The organism is Oryzihumus leptocrescens (assembly GCF_006716205.1).
In the GTDB taxonomy this organism is placed as follows: Bacteria; Actinomycetota; Actinomycetes; order Actinomycetales; family Dermatophilaceae; genus Oryzihumus; species Oryzihumus leptocrescens.
The window spans coordinates 3,196,221-3,212,282 of the sequence record NZ_VFOQ01000001.1 but is presented as its reverse complement, the minus strand read 5'-3'; the positions used below and the strand labels follow the sequence as shown (position 1 = coordinate 3,212,282).

Genomic DNA, 16,062 nt, shown 5'->3' with positions numbered 1-16,062 from the left:
GCTCAGCGGCTCGCCGAGACCAGCCACGGGTGGTGCAGGTCGAGGTAGGTCACGGTGCCCATGACCTCCTGCTCCTCACGCATCGCCTCGGCGAGAGGGGCCGGCATCTCGGCGCCCTCGTGCTCACGGGCCTGTGTCTCGTCGGTGAAGTACACCGTCTCGACGTAGTCCCCGTTGGGCTGCAGGGCGATGGTGCCGCCGATGATCTCCGGGCGCAGCCGGTGGATCTCCTCCGCGCTGCGCTCGAGCAGCTCGCGCATCCTGGCGGCGTCACTGGTGTGGCCCTCCATGACCTGCACGAAACCGGCCTCGTCCGAACCGCCCTGCAACCACTCGGACACGTCGGGGCAGTCGATGAACGTCACCGGACCCGCGAAGCAGGACTCGGTGTCGGCCCACCACGCGCCCTGCTCGGGTCGGTCGCTGTTGCGCCGCGCGGCCTCCTCGGAATCGAAGCGCACGGTGCACACGTAGGTGCCGTCGTCGGTGGTGCCTCCGGTCGAGCCCAGCCAGCCGGTCGCGCCCGGCTGCAGCTCGCGGACCCACGTGTCCATCTGCGCCTGCAGGCGCTCGGGGTCGGCGACCTTGCCCTGAATGACCTGGATGAACATGGTGACCTCCTGGCGCGGCCGTCGCGATCAGCCTCCAGCCGGGGCGCTGGCTGCCTGCAGACGCGCAGCACGCCAGTGGCAACGTTCGTCCTGACGTGGGGGGCCGGCAAGGGGGCGAAGTGCCCCACCTGCCACGCCGGCGACGAGGGCCCCGTCCGACCAGCAGTCGGACGGGGCCCTCGGGGCGCTCCCGGGATGCCGGGTGGCCGGCTCAGGCGTGGCGCGTCCGGTCCATGCGGGCGGACACGGCGGCCAGCGCGAGGCCGACCAGGGTGACCAGGGCGCCGACCCAGGGGGTCGCCCCGAGTCCCAGCGGGCTGTCGACGACCACGCCGCCGAGGAAGGCGCCGCCAGCGATGCCGAGGTTGAAGGCGCCGATGTTGAGAGCCGAGGCGACGTTGGGCGCGCCCTCGGCCTTGTCCATCACCCGCAGCTGCAGGCCGGGCACGGTGCCGAAGCCGGCGGCGCCGAGCAGGAACACGGTGACCGCCGCGGCGACCTGGTTGTGCGCGGTCACCGACAGCACCGCGAGGACCGCAGCGAGGGCCGTCAGGATGCCCATGAGGGCGCGCATGACGTGCCGGTCCGCCAGCTTGCCGCCGAGCGTGTTGCCGACGAACAGGCCGAGGCCGAAGAGGACGAGCAGCACCGTCACCATGGACTGCGAGAACCCGGTGATCTGCTCCAGGATCGGGGCGATGTAGGTGAAGGCGACGAAGATGCCGCCGTAGCCGAACAGCGTCATCGCGAGGGCCAGCAGGACCTGCGGGCGGCGCAGCACCCCGACCTCCTGGCGCAGGCTGGGCGGGTCCTGGACCTTCAGGGACGGCACGAGGACGGCGATGAGGGCGGCGCCGAGGACGCCGAGCGCCGTGATGACCCAGAACGTCGCGCGCCAGCCGAGCTGGTGGCCGATGACGGTCCCCGCGGGCACGCCGATGACGTTGGCGAAGGTCAGCCCGGTGAACATCGTGGCGATGGCGGCCGCACCCTTGCCCGGGGGCACCACCTGGGTGGCGACGATCGAGCCGACCGCGAAGAAGGTGCCGTGGGCGAAGGCGGCGATGACGCGCGCCGTCATCAGGACCCCGTAGCTCGGGGCGATGGCCCCGACGAGGTTGCCCACGATGAAGATGACCATGAGGCCGAGGAGCAGGTGCTTGCGGTCCAGCCGGCCGGTGAGCGCGGTCAGCAGGGGAGCGCCGACGGCGACGCCGGCCGCGTACCCGCTGACGAGCAGCCCGGCGGCGGACAGCGAGACATGCAGGTCGGACGAGATGTCCGGCAGCAGCCCGGCGACGATGAACTCGGTCATGCCGATCCCGAACGCGCCGATCATCAACGCCACCAAGGCTGCTGGCGGACGGCGCGACGACGTCCGGTTGGTCTCTGCGGCCCGCGTGGCGGGCTCGGCGAGCTGGGTGCTCACGATTCCTCCCAATCTGCAATATGCCGCGTCTGCAACTAGCGGCGTGGTCAGCAATGTAGTTGCATGCGCGGGTTATTTCAAAACGGGCTAAGATGGTGCCCACGGTCGACGCGAGGAAGGAGCAGCTCATGGGCATCGCCGACGACGCCGTCCAGATCCGCGCCCAGGGGTGGCGCACGCTGGCAGCGCTCCACGGGCTCATCGAGACAGCTCTGGAGAAGGCACTGCAGTCCGGCCACGACCTGTCCGTCGTGGAGTTCACCGTCCTGGACGCGCTCTCGCGCCAGGACGGGTGGCACATGCGGATGCAGCAGCTCGCACGGGCCGCCGCGCTCTCGGGGAGTGCCACGACGCGGCTGGTCACCCGCCTGGAGGACCGCGGGCTGCTGACCCGGATCCTGTGCCAGGAGGACCGGCGAGGGATCTACACCGAGCTCACCGACGCCGGCCGCGAGCTGCTTGACGCGGCCCGGCCGACCCACGACGAGGTGCTCGGCAGTGCACTGGCAGAGGCCGAGCAGATGCCCGAGCTGGCGCCGCTCGTGTCCGCGCTGCACCGCCTGCCTGCCCCGGCCGCCGAGGTCCCGCAGCGCGCCCGCGCCTCCGCCTGACGGAGGGCCTCAGCCCGTCGCCGGCCGTGCTGTCGCCTCTCGCATGACCCGGCGCAGCGTCCCGTTGAGCGCGTGCTGCGACGCGGTCTCGATGGCTGGCGCGGTGTCGAGAGGCAGGTGCACTGCCACCTCGGCGCCACCCTCCGGGGCAGTACGCGCCAGGAGTCGGCCGTCTCGCGCTGCCACGACCGTGCGCACGAGGCCGAGCCCCAGGCCTGTCTGGGAGAGGGCGTCGCGCGGCAGGGTGTCGGGGACGGCCTCGGTCGGGGCCGTGCCCCGGTTGAGCAGGGCCATCTGCCGGGCGGACATGCCCGGCCCGGAGTCGGCGACGCCCAGCTCCACGCACCCGTCCTTGCGCCGGCCGAAGATCCGCACGGTGTCTCCCTCGCGGGTGTAGCGCACCGCGTTCTCGACCAACGTGTCGAGCACGGCGCGCAGGCGCTCGGCCGAGCACTCCACCTCGCCGGCCCCGGCCTGCACCACCCATCGCCTCGCCGACACGATCGCCCACCGTTCGCCGGTCTGTCGCAGTAGCTCGTCGACGTCGAAACGGTGCAGCTCCGGCTCGGTCTGGGCCTGGATGACGCGCACGAGCCGCTCGCAGACCCGCGAGAGGCGCTGGAGCTCGTCGTCGACCACGTCGAGGTCGACGATGCGCTCGGTGCGGGTCTCGGTGCTCCGGAGGAGCTCGACGTAGCCCCGGGCGATCGTCAGGGGAGTGCGCAGCTCGTGCGAGGTGAGTCGGGTCAGGCGCTCGTGGTCATGGGCCCGCTGCGCATCCCGTCGGGCCAGGTGGGTGGCCGCGGCCAGCGCGAGCTGGCGGCGGCGCACGTGCCAGACCATCAGGGCGACGAGCAGCAGCATCAGCGGGATCTCGGCGGTCTCCTGCCACGCGAGCACACCCGCGGAGGCCCGCGCGACGAGGATGCCTCCGGTGACTCCGGTGAACAGCCCCAGCGCCACGGCGGTCCGGCGCGGCGACCACGCACGGCCGAGGCCGTACATCAGGCCGAACCCGGCCCAGCCGACGTGGTACGGGATGGTCTCGTCGCCGGGCTGGACCCACATGCCGGCGGTGCTGGCCAGGGCCAGGGCCAGCCACCACGGGTACAGGTCGGGACCGCCCCGGTGCTCAGCGTCCATAGAAGCAGTACCCCACCCGGCGGATCGTCTCGATCGGGGGGTTGGGTGCGAGCTTGTGCCGGAGCCGGCGGACGCACACCTCCACCACGTTGCTGCCGGGGTCGAAGTCGAGGCCCCACACGTCGTGCAGCAGCTCGTCGCGCCGGCACACGTCCCCGCGTCTGCGCATCAGGTGCGCCAGGAGGGAGAACTCCCGCTCGGTCAGGCCCACCTCCCGGCCGCCCAGCTCGACGCGGCGGCGGTCCAGGTCCAGCCGGATGCCCCCGGCCTCGAGGAATCGGTGCTCCCGCTGGGGTGCCGGACGCGAGGTGAGGTGGCGGCGCACCCGGGCGATGAGCTCGGCCGTGTGGAACGGCTTGCCCACGAAGTCCACGGCGCCCCGGTCGAGCGCCTGCACCCGGGCGCCGACCTCGCTCACGGCGGAGAGCACGATCACCGGCGTGGTGTCGCCGCGGTCCTGCATCGTCGCGAGCACGCCCAGGCCGCCGCTGCCCGGCATGACCAGGTCGAGCAGCACGAGGTCGACCCCACCCCGGGACAGGCGCTCCATCGCCCCCTGGCCGTCGGCCGCGGACACGACCGAGTGCCCCTCCGTCGACAGTGAGCGTGACAGCAGCGAGCGGATGCGCTCCTCGTCGTCGACGACCATGACAGTGCTCATCGGCCCTTCACCTCCCCGAGCGCACTATGCGACCTGGCGTAGCGACGAGGAAAGGCCGGTACGTCAATCTGGCCCGAGCGGACTAAGGCCCCTAGTCATATCCCTCCGTCATCTGGTGGAGGCGCCGGCCGTTGGCGCGGGGCCGGTGACCGGTTGATGACCGGGCGGTGACCACCCGTGACGGCCGCGGGACAGGTTCCGGACAGCGCACTGACGGTGCCGTGACGCTGCGGTGAGAGTGCTGCCAGATTGCCGCCGGACCGCCCGGCCCCGCCGCACCCTCGGCTCCAGACCTTGCGTCCGTCGGACGCCGTGCGGTGAGGAAAGAGGTGGGGGCACGTGAAGACCCCAACAACTCGCGGGCGGTTCGCCCGCGGTCTGCTCGGACTCAGCCTGGTGGCGGTCCTGCTGCCGGCGACCATGACCCTCGCACCGTCCCGGGCGAGTGCCGCGACGAGCGGGCCGGGCAGCATCACCCTCAGCGTGACGAGCGCCAGGTCGGTCAACACCGGCCCCGGCTTCGTGCACCGTGGCGACCCGGTCACGGCATACAAGTGGATCATCAACGTGGACGACACCGGTGACCCCGGGACGGCGGCCAACCCGGGTACCGACACGTGCCTGCCCTCGAGGGCGACGGGCGGCAGCTCCAACCCGGACTTTGCCGACACCTGCCTGTGGCCCTCGACCCGGCCGACCTCCGGGTTCGCGCCGATCGTGGCCCAGGGTGATGAGTCCGACCTCGGCGGCAGCAAGGCCCTCGACGGCCTCCCCGCGGGCAAGTACCTCATCTCGGTGACCGCCGACGGCTTCAAGATCGACGGCAAGCACTTCACCGTCACCCCCGGCGGGACCACGCCGGTGAAGGTCGAGATGAACCCGACGCCGCTGCCGTTGACGACGCTGCGGCTGACGGTGTTCAACGACAACGCCCCCGTCGACGCGACCTACGAGGTCGACGCCGAGCAGGGGCTGGCGGGCTTCACCGCCCACCTCACCGACGTGTTCGGCACGGTCAGCACCGACTACTACGGCAACGCGCTGTGCACGGTCTACCAGCACGCAGGCCGCAACGGCACCGGCCCGATGCTCTTCGACGCGGACAACCACCCGGTCATCGACACGACCCGCTCGACGGGTCGCTGCACCAGCGACCGCAACGGCCAGATCGTCATCCCGAACCTTGGCCCGAACCGGTACGCCGCGACCGTCACCCCGCCGGTGCCCAGCGCCAGCCAGACCTGGAAGTGGGTCCAGACCACCACCCTCGAGGGCGGCCACGACCACGACATCTGGCAGCAGGAGGGCGAGACCGGCTACGACACCGAGCAGACCAAGGGCGCCGAGCTGGTGCCGTCGGTGCAGTTCGGCTTCGTGCGCACGCAGGCCGTCGCGCTCCCGCGTCGCGGCCCGGTGCCCACCGGTGAGATCAAGGGCGTCGCCGTCTCCGGGCTGCCCTACATCGGCGGCCAGAACGGGCAGACCGTGCCGGAGACCGGCTTCGCCGGGGCCAAGGTCGAAGGACCGCTCGCCAACCCGTGGATCGCCCTGTCCGACCTCGACGCCGGCGACGCGCAGGTCTACGTCGGCCGCGGCAACGCCGACGGCAGCTTCGACATCAAGAACCTGCCGGACGGCACCTACCAGCTCTCCATCTGGGACGACGACCAGGACTACATCCTGTGGAGCTTCAACGTGGAGGTCCACGACGGCGGAGTCACCAACGTCGGCAACAAGATGGTCGTCGGCTGGTTCACCCACCTGCACGGCCGGGTGTTCGTCGACGCCAACGGCAACGGCAAGTGGGACACCGGTGAGAAGGCGGTGCCGCAGTTCGCCCTGACCGTCCGCGAGCGCGACAACTCCCTGATGGACCAGGCAACCAACACGGCGACCACGGACTCGAACGGTGCGTACGACATCCGCGAGGTCTACCCGCTGGGCAAGTGGCTGGTGCTGGAGGCGTTCAACACCCGTTACAAGACGACCGGCGTGACCTACCAGGCCGAGAACGACCCCAAGCCGACCACCCAGCTCGGCAGCCTGGTCGACCTGGACTTCCTCCCGATCATCGGCCTCAAGGGCGAGATCGACTGGGGCGTGCAGCCGTACGACAACGGCACCAACGGCGGCATCGTGGGCACGGTCAGCTACGACACGACCCGCAACGAGCTCGACCCCGCCGACGCCGTGTCCGAGGGTTACCAGCCCGGTATCCCGGGTGTGCCGGTCCGCCTGTACGTCCCCACCCCCTGCTCGGCCACGACGCCGGAGGAGGTCGCCAACGCGTGCCGGCAGGGCTACGCCATCGTGCCGCTGACGGTCAAGGACGCGGGCGGCCAGGTCGTCGACAACCCCGACCCCAAGCGCGGCGAGATGGTCAAGGGCCCGGAGGTCCAGTCGTCCTACACCTCCGAGGAGTGGGCCGCCCCGCGCGGCTGCACCGCCCGGATGTACAACGGGCAGCCGCTGACCGACCAGCAGGCCCTGCCGGAGTTCGGCACCACCGCGAACCGGCTCTGCGTCGAGGCGCCGATGATGGGCGTGGCCGCCGGGCCCAGTGACGCGACGCCCGGCAACGCCGGCCAGACCGTCAACGGCAACTACGGCTTCTCCACCTCGGCCATCAACCTCTACGCGCCCGGCGACCCGAGGAACCCGGCGCCGGACCACCAGCTGGCCCTCTACGCGAACCTGCACGATGCGGGCTACGACGAGGAGGACCTGCCGCCGATCGACTACATCGTCTCCGTCGACATCCCCAAGGACCCGGTGGACGGCAAGCCGATGTACCAGGTCACCAAGGAGGAGGACGTCAATGTCTTCTCAGGCGACAGCTACCTGCCGCAGGAGAACTACCCGCCGGCCACCCCGGCCGCAGCCTCCGACCCGGCCGGTCCGCCGGAGAAGTCACCCAAGCAGCCGTCGCAGCCGCCGTCGCAGCAGGCGGGCATCATCTCGCCCTGCGCCGGGCCGCTGCACACGGTGCACGTCACCAACCAGGACTTCGCCGACGGTGGCGGCAGCCCGTTCGAGGGGTACGACCGGCCGCTCTGCACCGACAAGCTCGTCACGGTGCGCTCCGGCCAGGCCACGGCGCCGAACTTCAACCTCTTCACCGACGTGCCGATCCCGACGCACTTCTGGGGCCTGACGCTCAACGACCTCGGGCTCACGCTCGACAAGCGCAGCGTCAACTACGGTGAGGCGCAAGGCCTTCCGTTCGTCCCGGTCGGGCTCTACGACTGGTCGGGTCGCCTGGTGGACACCGTGCACACCGACTTCAACGGCCTCTACGAGGCGCTGGAGCCGTCGACCTCGACCTACAACTGCCCCGTGCCGGCCGGGCCGTGCCCGAACATGTACCGCTTCGTGGGGAACGACCCCGGGCAGCCCGGTGCGCTGAACCCGGACTACAACTCCCGGTTCCGGACCATCGCCACGAACTTCCAGGCGTGGCCGGGGCTCTACACGGTCACCGACGAGGCCCCGACGCAGGTGGCGGCGACCGTCCTGGCCCCCGACACGACCACGGCCAACGACACCCGGTGCGACCTCGGTGCGACGGCGCCGCAGCTGTTCGCGGTCGACCGGCCCTACGTCCGCCAGGGCACGCCCGGCGACAGCCGGGTCGTCACGGTCACCGGCCTGGGCTTCGGCAGCAGCGGGACGCTCAAGCTCGGCGGGACCACGGTGACGACGTCGACGTGGAGCGACACCAGGATCGTCTTCACCGTCCCGTCGACGACCGCACTCGGTGCCACCCGCATCGACATCACCAACGCCGCGGGGCTGAGCAGCTGGAACGGCCTGACCCTGCAGGTGCTCGGGGCCAACACCGCATCGACCCTCGGCCGGGTGGCGGGCAACCCGCAGCTGGCCGAAGTCGGTCCGGGCAAGCAGTTCTCCACCGTGCAGGCGGCGCTGGAGGCGGCACGGCCCACCTCGGCCCGGCCCTACTGGCTGGTGGTCGTCTGGCCGAACGCCCAGACCTCGGCGAACCCGCAGGGTGAGTACACCGAGAACCTGATCGTGCACCACCGGGTGCGCATCCAGGGTGTCGGCCCGGGCGGGTTCCTGCCCGACAAGACCTACGTCCCGGGGTCGATCCTCGACGGGTCCGGTTTCAACCCCGACAACGCGAGCGGCACGGCGTGGGTCACCCTGCTCGGCAGCCTGCGCTACTCCGGCGACGCCGCCGTCCCGGACGCCGCGGTGGTCACCGTGCTGGACGACCCCAGCGGTCCGTCCGGCGGCTACGGCAACGTGAGCCTGGACGGCTTCACCGTCACCGGTGGTGCCCAGAGCGACTTCGCCGGCAACGTCAACGAGATCACCGGCGGCGTGAAGACGCCGTACGGCGCGACCGGGGCACTGGTCACCCAGGGTGGCGGCATCTACCTGCACAGCAACGTGCGGTCGATGCAGGTCACCGACAACGTGATCCGCGGCAACGGCGGCTCCTACGGCGGAGCCATCCGCGTCGGCACGCCCTACGTCGGCGACAACCGCAACTACGACCTGACGGTGGCGCACAACCAGATCCGCGACAACGGCGGGACCAACCTCGCCGGCGGCATCGGCCTGTTCACCGGCAGCGACGGCTACCAGGTCACCGACAACGCCCTCTGCGGCAACTTCTCCGCGGAGTACGGCGGCGCGCTCTCGGCGTTCGGCTACAACGCGAACCCGGGCGGGAGCGCCGGCGGCACCATCGCCCGCAACCGCATCTGGTTCAACGCCTCCTACGACGAGGGCGGCGCGGTGATGGTCGCCGGCGAGCTGCCGGCCGACCCGACGCAGCTCTCCGCGGGCAGCGGGCCGGTCACCATCGACGCCAACGTGGTCCAGGCCAACCTGGCCAACGACGACGGCGGTGGCATCCGGCTCCTGCAGACCAGCGGGTCGCACATCTCGCGAAACAACCCCGAGACGATCTCGATCACCAACAACACGATCGCGAACAACGTCTCGGCCCACGAGGGCGGTGGCATCGCGCTCGACGACGCCGTGTTCGTCAACGTCGTGAACAACACCATCTCCCGCAACCTGACCACCGCGACCGCGGTGACCAGCGACGGCCAGCCGGCCCCGGCCGGGCTGTCCACCGCGGCCAACAGCGACCCGCTGCAGGCGCGGCTGCGCAACAACGCGCTGTTCCCCGGCTCGACGACCCTCCAGGCCACGACGTTCAGCAAGCCCACGCTCCTGGACGACGTGTTGTCGGACAACCGCGCCGGCACGTTCAACGGCGGCTGGGTCTACGGGATCGGCGGCACCCTGCCGGACGGCACCAGTGGCGGCGTCAACCCGTGGGACATGGGCGTGGTCGACACGGCCGGCTCACTGAGCCCGGTGAGCTCCGTCATCGAGTCCACCAACGGCACCGACGGCGGGACCAACACCACCGTGACCTCGGCGCCGGGCCTGAAGGACCCGTTCGACGTGACGGTGAACATCCTCGCCTCGAGGACCTACCCGGCCTTCCGCCAGGCGGTCATCGTCGCGGAGATCCTGCCGCCGACGCTGATGGGCGACTACCACCTCGCCGGTTCGTCGTCGCCGGCCTGGGGCCGCGGCGCCGCCAACACGGTCGTCCAGTGGGGCACGACGACCGGGTTCAGCTACACGGTCTCCTCGCCGCCGGGGGACATCGACGGCGACCCCCGGCCGGGCACCGGGAGCCGGTACGACGCCGGTTCGGACCAGCTGAAGCCCTGACAGACCCTCCGGCCGGTCCGCCCCGCTCGACGGACCGGCCGGAGCCCAAGCCACCACCACCTCACGTGGAGCTGAGATGACCGAGAACGCAACGCCCCGGGCCCTGTCCCGCCGCCTGTTCCTGGCCGGCACCGGCGGGATCGCCGGCGCCACCCTGATCGGCGCCCGGCTGCTCAACAGCCCGGTCGCCCGCGCAGCCACCCGCCCGACGGCAGCCGCCGCTCCGCAGAGGACGGTGCACCTGGTCGGCACCGACGGCTGGGTGTCCATGCCTCCCAACGCGCCGGCCGACCCGCCGTTCTTCCCCGACGCCCTGGCGCCGAGCCCGTTCAACACCTACGTGTTCGGCTTCCGGGACGTGACCGGGATGAGCGCGACCCAGGTCGCGGCGCAACGCGGCAAGGCGCAGATCAGCGCGCCGATGATGTCCTTCGACGAGGGCGACGACGTGACGCTCACGCTGACCAACCTCGGCCTGCAGCAGCGACCCGACCTCTTCGACGGCCACACGCTGCACTGGCACGGCTTCGTCAACGCGATCCCGCTGTTCGACGGCGTTCCCGAGCTGTCGCTGGCCGTGCCGATCGGCCGCGACCTGTCCTACTTCTACCGGCCGCACGACGCCGGGACCTACATGTACCACTGCCACTTCGAGGACGTGGAGCACGTGCAGATGGGCATGACCGGCATGGTCTTCGTGCGCCCGCAGCAGAACCGCCACCCGGTGGCCGGTGACCCGGTGGGCTCGAAGTACGCCTACAACGACGGGGACGGGTCGACCCGCTACGACCGCGAGTTCGCGTTCATGATCACCGAGCTGTGGTCGGCCGCCCACTACCGCGACGCGCACATCCAGGTCAGCGACTGGACCGACTTCGACCCCAGCTTCTGGCTGCTCAACGGGCGGGCCTGGCCCGACACCACCGCCGCGAACGGCAACCCGAACTCCACGGCTGCGGGACGCCTTCAGTACCAACCGATCTCGTCGCTGATCCGCTGCAACGCCGGGGAGCGGGTGCTGCTGCGCATGTCCAGCCTCGGCTACCAGAACCACGCGATGACCGTGGACAACATCGACCTGCAGGTCGTCGCCAAGGACGCCAGCCTGCTCAAGGGCCGTGACGGCACGCCCAACTACCTGACCACCAACACGGTCGACGTGGGCCCGGGGGAGAGCCGCGACGTGATCTTCGTGGCGCCGGCTCCGGGGGAGTACCTGCTCTACGACCGCAAGTACTCCTACCTCGACAACGGCGGCGGCCCCGGCTACGGCGGGATGATGACGAAGATCGTCGTCTCCCCTGCCGGAACCCTGGGCCCGCAGACCGCCCCGAACGCGTGACCGACAGAGGAGACCCGATGCATCCCATCACCCGCTCCGTGCGGCGCCGGGCCGGTGCCGCGGCCCTGGTCGGCGCGCTCGCGGTCACCGCGCTGGTGACCAGCCAGCGGACCGCAGAGGCAGCCACCTCCGAGGGCCTGCAGTGCCTGACCGACCCGCACCAGACGTTCTCGCTCACCGCCGGTGACGGCTACGTCTCGACCCCCGACGGCAACTCGCTCTACATGTGGGGCTACGCCGACAGCCGGGGGCACTTCCAGCTGCCCGGCCCGACCCTGTGCGTCACGGAGGGCCAGCCGGTCACGGTGGTGCTGCACAACACCCTGCCGGAGGACACCTCGATCGTGTTCCCCGGCCAGAAGGGCGTACGGGCCAACGGCAACCCCGCCCAGCCCCAGCTGGACTCGGGCGGGTCGCTCACCTCGCTGGTCCAGCCCGCGGCCGCGAACGACGGCTCGGTGACCTACACGTTCACCCCCGGCAGCCCGGGCACGTACCTGTACGAGAGCGGCACCGACGTCGACAAGCAGGTCCAGATGGGGCTGTACGGCGCGCTGGTCGTGCGCCCGGCCGGTCACCCCGACCAGGTCAACGGCCGGGCCGACTCGAGGTTCAACCCCGCGCACGAGTACGTGTTCCTGCTCTCGGAGGTCGACCCCGACCTGCACCTGGCGGTCGAGCGGCGCCAGCCCTACGACATGAGCAGGTACCGGGCCCGGTACTACATGATCAACGGCCGCAGCATGCCCGACACCCTGGCGCCCAACCACGCCTCGTGGCTGCCGAACCAGCCCTACGGCGCGCTGGTCCACATCCAGCCGTACGACGCGGTGACGAACCCGCTGCCCGCAGTCATCCGCTACCTCAACGCCGGCTCGGTGAACTACCCGTTCCACCCCCACGGAAGCGACGAGCGGGTGGTCAACAAGGACGGGCACGCCCTGCAGGGCCCAACAGGCCAGGACCTGTCGTACCTCAAGTACGACCTCGACGTGCAGCCCGGGCAGAGCGTCGACGCGCTGATGGACTGGCGCGACGTCGAGCACTGGAACCCCACGACGAACCCGATCCCGACCCAGGTGCCGGCCATCACCGACCAGCTGCTCGTCGGCTCGGACACCTGGTTCAGTGAGAGCCCCTACCTCGGGGTGAAGAACCCCCTCCCGGCCAACATCACGGCCAACAACGAGTGCGGCGAGTACTACCACGTCGCGCACAGCCACGCGCTGCAGCAGGCCACCAACTACGGGGCGACCTTCGGGGGGATGATGACGGTCTTCCGCATCGACCCGCCCGCCGGCTGCCCGGCGAACTGAGGTGAGGGCGATGACCCGCAACACCCCCTGTCACCGGGCGCACTCGCCCCGGTGGGCACGACGTATCGCGGCGCTCGCCGCGGTGGGCCTGCTCGGCATACCGGTGGTCGCCTCCCGGGCCGACGCGGCCGGTGCCGTGGCACCGACCGCCACCGGCCGGGCCTTGACGGCCCCGGCCAGGGCTGCCTCCAGGGGCCTCCCGGCCCGGGCCGCGACGGCCGTGCCCGCGGCCGCTGCGGGCAAGCTCTCCGGGCAGGGCTGCACCGGCTCGGGCACGGTCGCCTGCGACCTGTGGGCGATGGCCGGCACCACCTCGCTGCTCGGCCGCACGGTGCCGATCTGGGGCTACTCGAGCACCGGTTCGGCCGGGTCGGCCACCGCCCCCGGCCCGCTCCTGGTGGTCCACCAGGGCGACCGGGTCACGGTCACCCTGCACAACCAGCTCGACGAGGCGACCTCCCTGGCCTTCCCGGGCCAGCCGGCCGCCGCGTTCTCCGCCGGGCTGTCGGCCACCGCCGAGGTGTCCGGCACCGCGGCCGGTGGCACGTCGACCTACACGTTCACCGCGGGCCGGCCCGGCACCTACCTGTACGAGGCCGGGCACACCGCCGACGGAACCCGTCAGGTCGCGATGGGCCTGGCCGGGGCCCTCGTGGTGCTCGCGCCCGACGGCACGGCCTACGGCTCGTCCGGCACGAGCTACGACGACGACGCCGTCGTGGTGCTCAGCGAGGTCGACCCGGCCCTGAACGCGGCGCCGACGACGTTCGACATGCGCGACTTCGCGCCGAAGTACCGGCTGATCAACGGCAAGCCGTTCCCCTCGACCGACCCGGTCAGCACCGACCAGGGACACCGGGTCCTGCTGCGCTACGTCAATGTCGGCAGCCAGACCCACTCGATGAGCCTGCTCGGCCAGGACCAGACCCTGGTCGCCCAGGACGGGCACCCGCTGGCCTACGCCGAGCCCGCCGTGACCGAGGCGGTCGAGCCGGGCTCGACGATGGACAGCATCGTCACCATGCCGACCGGGCCCGAGGCCAAGATCGCGCTCTTCGAGGCCGGTGGGCACCTGGACAACACCGGCCAGACCACCGCCGACCCGACACAGCTGGCGTTCGGCGGGATGCTGACGTTCCTCGACACGGCCGCCCCGGCGGACTCTGGCGACAGCGTCGGCCCGGTCCCCTCGCACGTGTCGGTGAGCCCCAACCCCTCCGACGGGCTGGCGCCGGTCACCGTGACGGCGGACCTCAGCGACGCGACGACCGGCGGCGCCGCCGTCCGGCAGGCGGAGTTCGTCGTCGACGACGCCGTGACGACCGGCGTGGGCTTCGGCAGTCCGATGACCGGCACGTTCGGCACGGTGACGGTCACCGGTGCCCAGGGCACGATCCCGGCCACGGCCGACTGCACCGCGACGCCGACACCGGTCGCGCTGAGCTGCCTCGACGCCGGCAGGCACGTCGTCTACGTCCGGGCGCAGGACGCCAACGGCAACTGGGGCGTGGTCGGCTCGGCCGTCCTCAACCTGCCCAAGACCGGACCGCAGACGACCAACGGCTCGGCGTCGCCGAACCCGAGCAACGGCATCGACGGCGTGGACCTCAACGCGACCGGTGACGACTCCGACGCGGGCGGCAAGATCACGGCGGCGGAGTACTTCGTCGACACCGCCGGCGCCAACGGCTCCGGCCACGCGATGACGCTCAACCGCAGCGCGACCGTCGTCTCCGAGGACGTCACGATCCCCGCGGCGGACGTCACCGCCATGGGCGAGGGCGTGCACCACCTGCTGGTGCACAGCAAGGACAGCCTCGGACTGTGGGGCCCGACCCTGGACGTCCCGTTCACGGTCGACCTGACCGGCCCGGGCGTCGAGGCGGCCAGCGTCGGCCCGAACCCGAGCAACGGGGTCGTCAGCGACACCGCCAACCCCGGCTACCTCGTGGTCTCGGCGCGGATCACCGACCGTGACGCGCAGGGCGCGGTGCAGAGCCCGCTCAAGGACGCCGAGGCGTTCCTCGACCCGACGACGGCCACCCCGGCCGGTGGCACCGGGCTCCAGCTCATCGCCACCGACGGCCGGATGGGCTCGAGCACCGAGGACGTCTACGGCCTGATCCCGCTCTCGCAGGTCCGGGCCCTGTCCGACGGCCAGCACCGGGTGGCGGTCCGTGGCCAGGACGCCGCCGGCAACTGGGGTCCGCTCTACGTCGCGACGCTGACGGTCGACCGGAAGGCGCCGGTGCTGTCCGGCCTCGTCGCCTCGCCCAACCCGACCAACGGAGCAGCCTCGGTCACCCTGACGGCGGCGGTCGACGAGACCTCGTTCGCTGCGGCGGAGTTCTGGCTCGGCAGCACCGACCCCGGGGCCGGCAAGGCCACGCGGCTCCCGGTGAGCCTGGTGGCCGGCAAGATCGTGGTGACCGTGCCGCTGTCCGGCATCCCGCAGGGCGGGCAGCGCTTCAACCTGCGGGTGCAGGACCTGGCCGGCAACTGGAGCAACGCGGTGAACACGACGGTCACCGTGGTCAGGCCGAACGCGATCTTCTCGGACAGCTTCGACTCCGGGACGCTCTCGGCGTGGTCCTCCACCACCGGTGGGGTCTCGGTGACCCCGGCGGCCGGCATACCGGTCGGCGGGAGCAACCGCGGCCTGCAGGTGACCCTGCCCGGCGGGTCGGCCAACCGGCTCTCCACGGTCACGGACACCACCCCGGACGCGGAGACCGGCTACCACGCACGGTTCGCCTTCAACGCCAACACGCTGACCTCCGGCACGACGACGTCGACGACGCTGACGCTGCTGCAGGCCCGCGCGGCGGCCGGAGGCGAGACGTTCGCCCTGCAGTTCCACGGCGCCGGAGGGACCGCGCAGGTCCGCGTGGTGATGGACCGGACCGGGCAGGGCGCCGTCACCGGGGCCTGGGTCACCCTCCCGGCCGGCACCCACACCCTGCAGGTCGACTGGCTCAGCGGGCCGGCCACCGGCGCCTCGCGGGGCGCGCTCACCCTGCGCGTGGACGGCACGGCGCAGACCGCGCTCAACGGCAACACGAGCGGCCTGCGCGTCGACACCGTCCTGCTCGGGGTCGGCCAGGGCGTCACCTCGACGAACCGCTCGACGATGGCGGGCACCGCCTTCTTCGACAGCTTCGTCTCGACCCGCAACACCCTGCCCTGACCGATGAGGTCACCGGGGCCCGGCGACGGGCCCCGGTGACG

At 71.6% G+C, this 16,062-nt stretch carries 9 protein-coding genes; 5 read left to right on the top strand and 4 right to left on the bottom strand.

Annotated features, from left to right (window positions below; all coding sequences use genetic code 11):
- Positions 1–2: 2 nt before the first annotated feature.
- Positions 3–611, bottom strand: a complete 609-nt coding sequence (locus FB474_RS15160; protein WP_141789401.1) for a hypothetical protein — start codon at positions 609–611, stop codon at positions 3–5.
- Between the two features lie 211 nt (positions 612–822).
- The gene (locus FB474_RS15155) at positions 823–2,040 is read right to left on the bottom strand and encodes an MFS transporter (RefSeq protein WP_221632551.1); all 1,218 of its coding nucleotides are present in this window, start codon (positions 2,038–2,040) and stop codon (positions 823–825) included.
- A gap of 128 nt (positions 2,041–2,168) precedes the next feature.
- Here FB474_RS15155 and FB474_RS15150 point away from each other — a divergent pair, with 128 nt between their 5' ends.
- Positions 2,169–2,651 carry a MarR family winged helix-turn-helix transcriptional regulator gene (locus tag FB474_RS15150; RefSeq protein ID WP_141789400.1) on the top strand — a complete coding sequence of 161 codons (483 nt, stop codon included), beginning with the start codon at positions 2,169–2,171 and terminating at the stop codon, positions 2,649–2,651.
- A gap of 9 nt (positions 2,652–2,660) precedes the next feature.
- Here the strand turns inward: FB474_RS15150 and FB474_RS15145 are convergent, their stop codons facing one another.
- Both FB474_RS15145 and FB474_RS15140 read right to left on the bottom strand, forming a co-directional pair.
- Positions 2,661–3,794 (bottom strand): sensor histidine kinase, encoded by a 1,134-nt coding sequence (locus tag FB474_RS15145; RefSeq protein WP_141789399.1) that lies wholly within the window; start codon positions 3,792–3,794, stop codon positions 2,661–2,663.
- Entirely contained in the window at positions 3,784–4,455 is a 672-nt protein-coding gene (locus tag FB474_RS15140; protein WP_141789398.1) for a response regulator transcription factor, read from the bottom strand. The genes FB474_RS15145 and FB474_RS15140 overlap by 11 nt, the downstream gene beginning before the upstream one ends.
- 339 nt (positions 4,456–4,794) lie before the next feature.
- Here FB474_RS15140 and FB474_RS15135 point away from each other — a divergent pair, with 339 nt between their 5' ends.
- From FB474_RS15135 to FB474_RS20830, 4 genes are all read left to right on the top strand, one after another.
- Positions 4,795–10,176 carry an IPT/TIG domain-containing protein gene (locus tag FB474_RS15135; protein ID WP_141789397.1) on the top strand — a complete coding sequence of 1,794 codons (5,382 nt, stop codon included), beginning with the start codon at positions 4,795–4,797 and terminating at the stop codon, positions 10,174–10,176.
- Positions 10,177–10,252: 76 nt separating this feature from the next.
- Positions 10,253–11,518, top strand: coding sequence for a multicopper oxidase domain-containing protein (locus FB474_RS15130; RefSeq protein ID WP_141789396.1), 1,266 nt, complete (start codon positions 10,253–10,255; stop codon positions 11,516–11,518).
- Positions 11,519–11,535: 17 nt separating this feature from the next.
- Entirely contained in the window at positions 11,536–12,834 is a 1,299-nt protein-coding gene (locus tag FB474_RS15125; protein WP_141789395.1) for a multicopper oxidase domain-containing protein, read from the top strand.
- Between the two features lie 10 nt (positions 12,835–12,844).
- A complete protein-coding gene (locus tag FB474_RS20830) occupies positions 12,845–16,021 on the top strand; it encodes a multicopper oxidase domain-containing protein (protein ID WP_185746188.1) in 3,177 nt (1,058 codons plus the stop codon).
- Positions 16,022–16,062 lie beyond the last annotated feature (41 nt).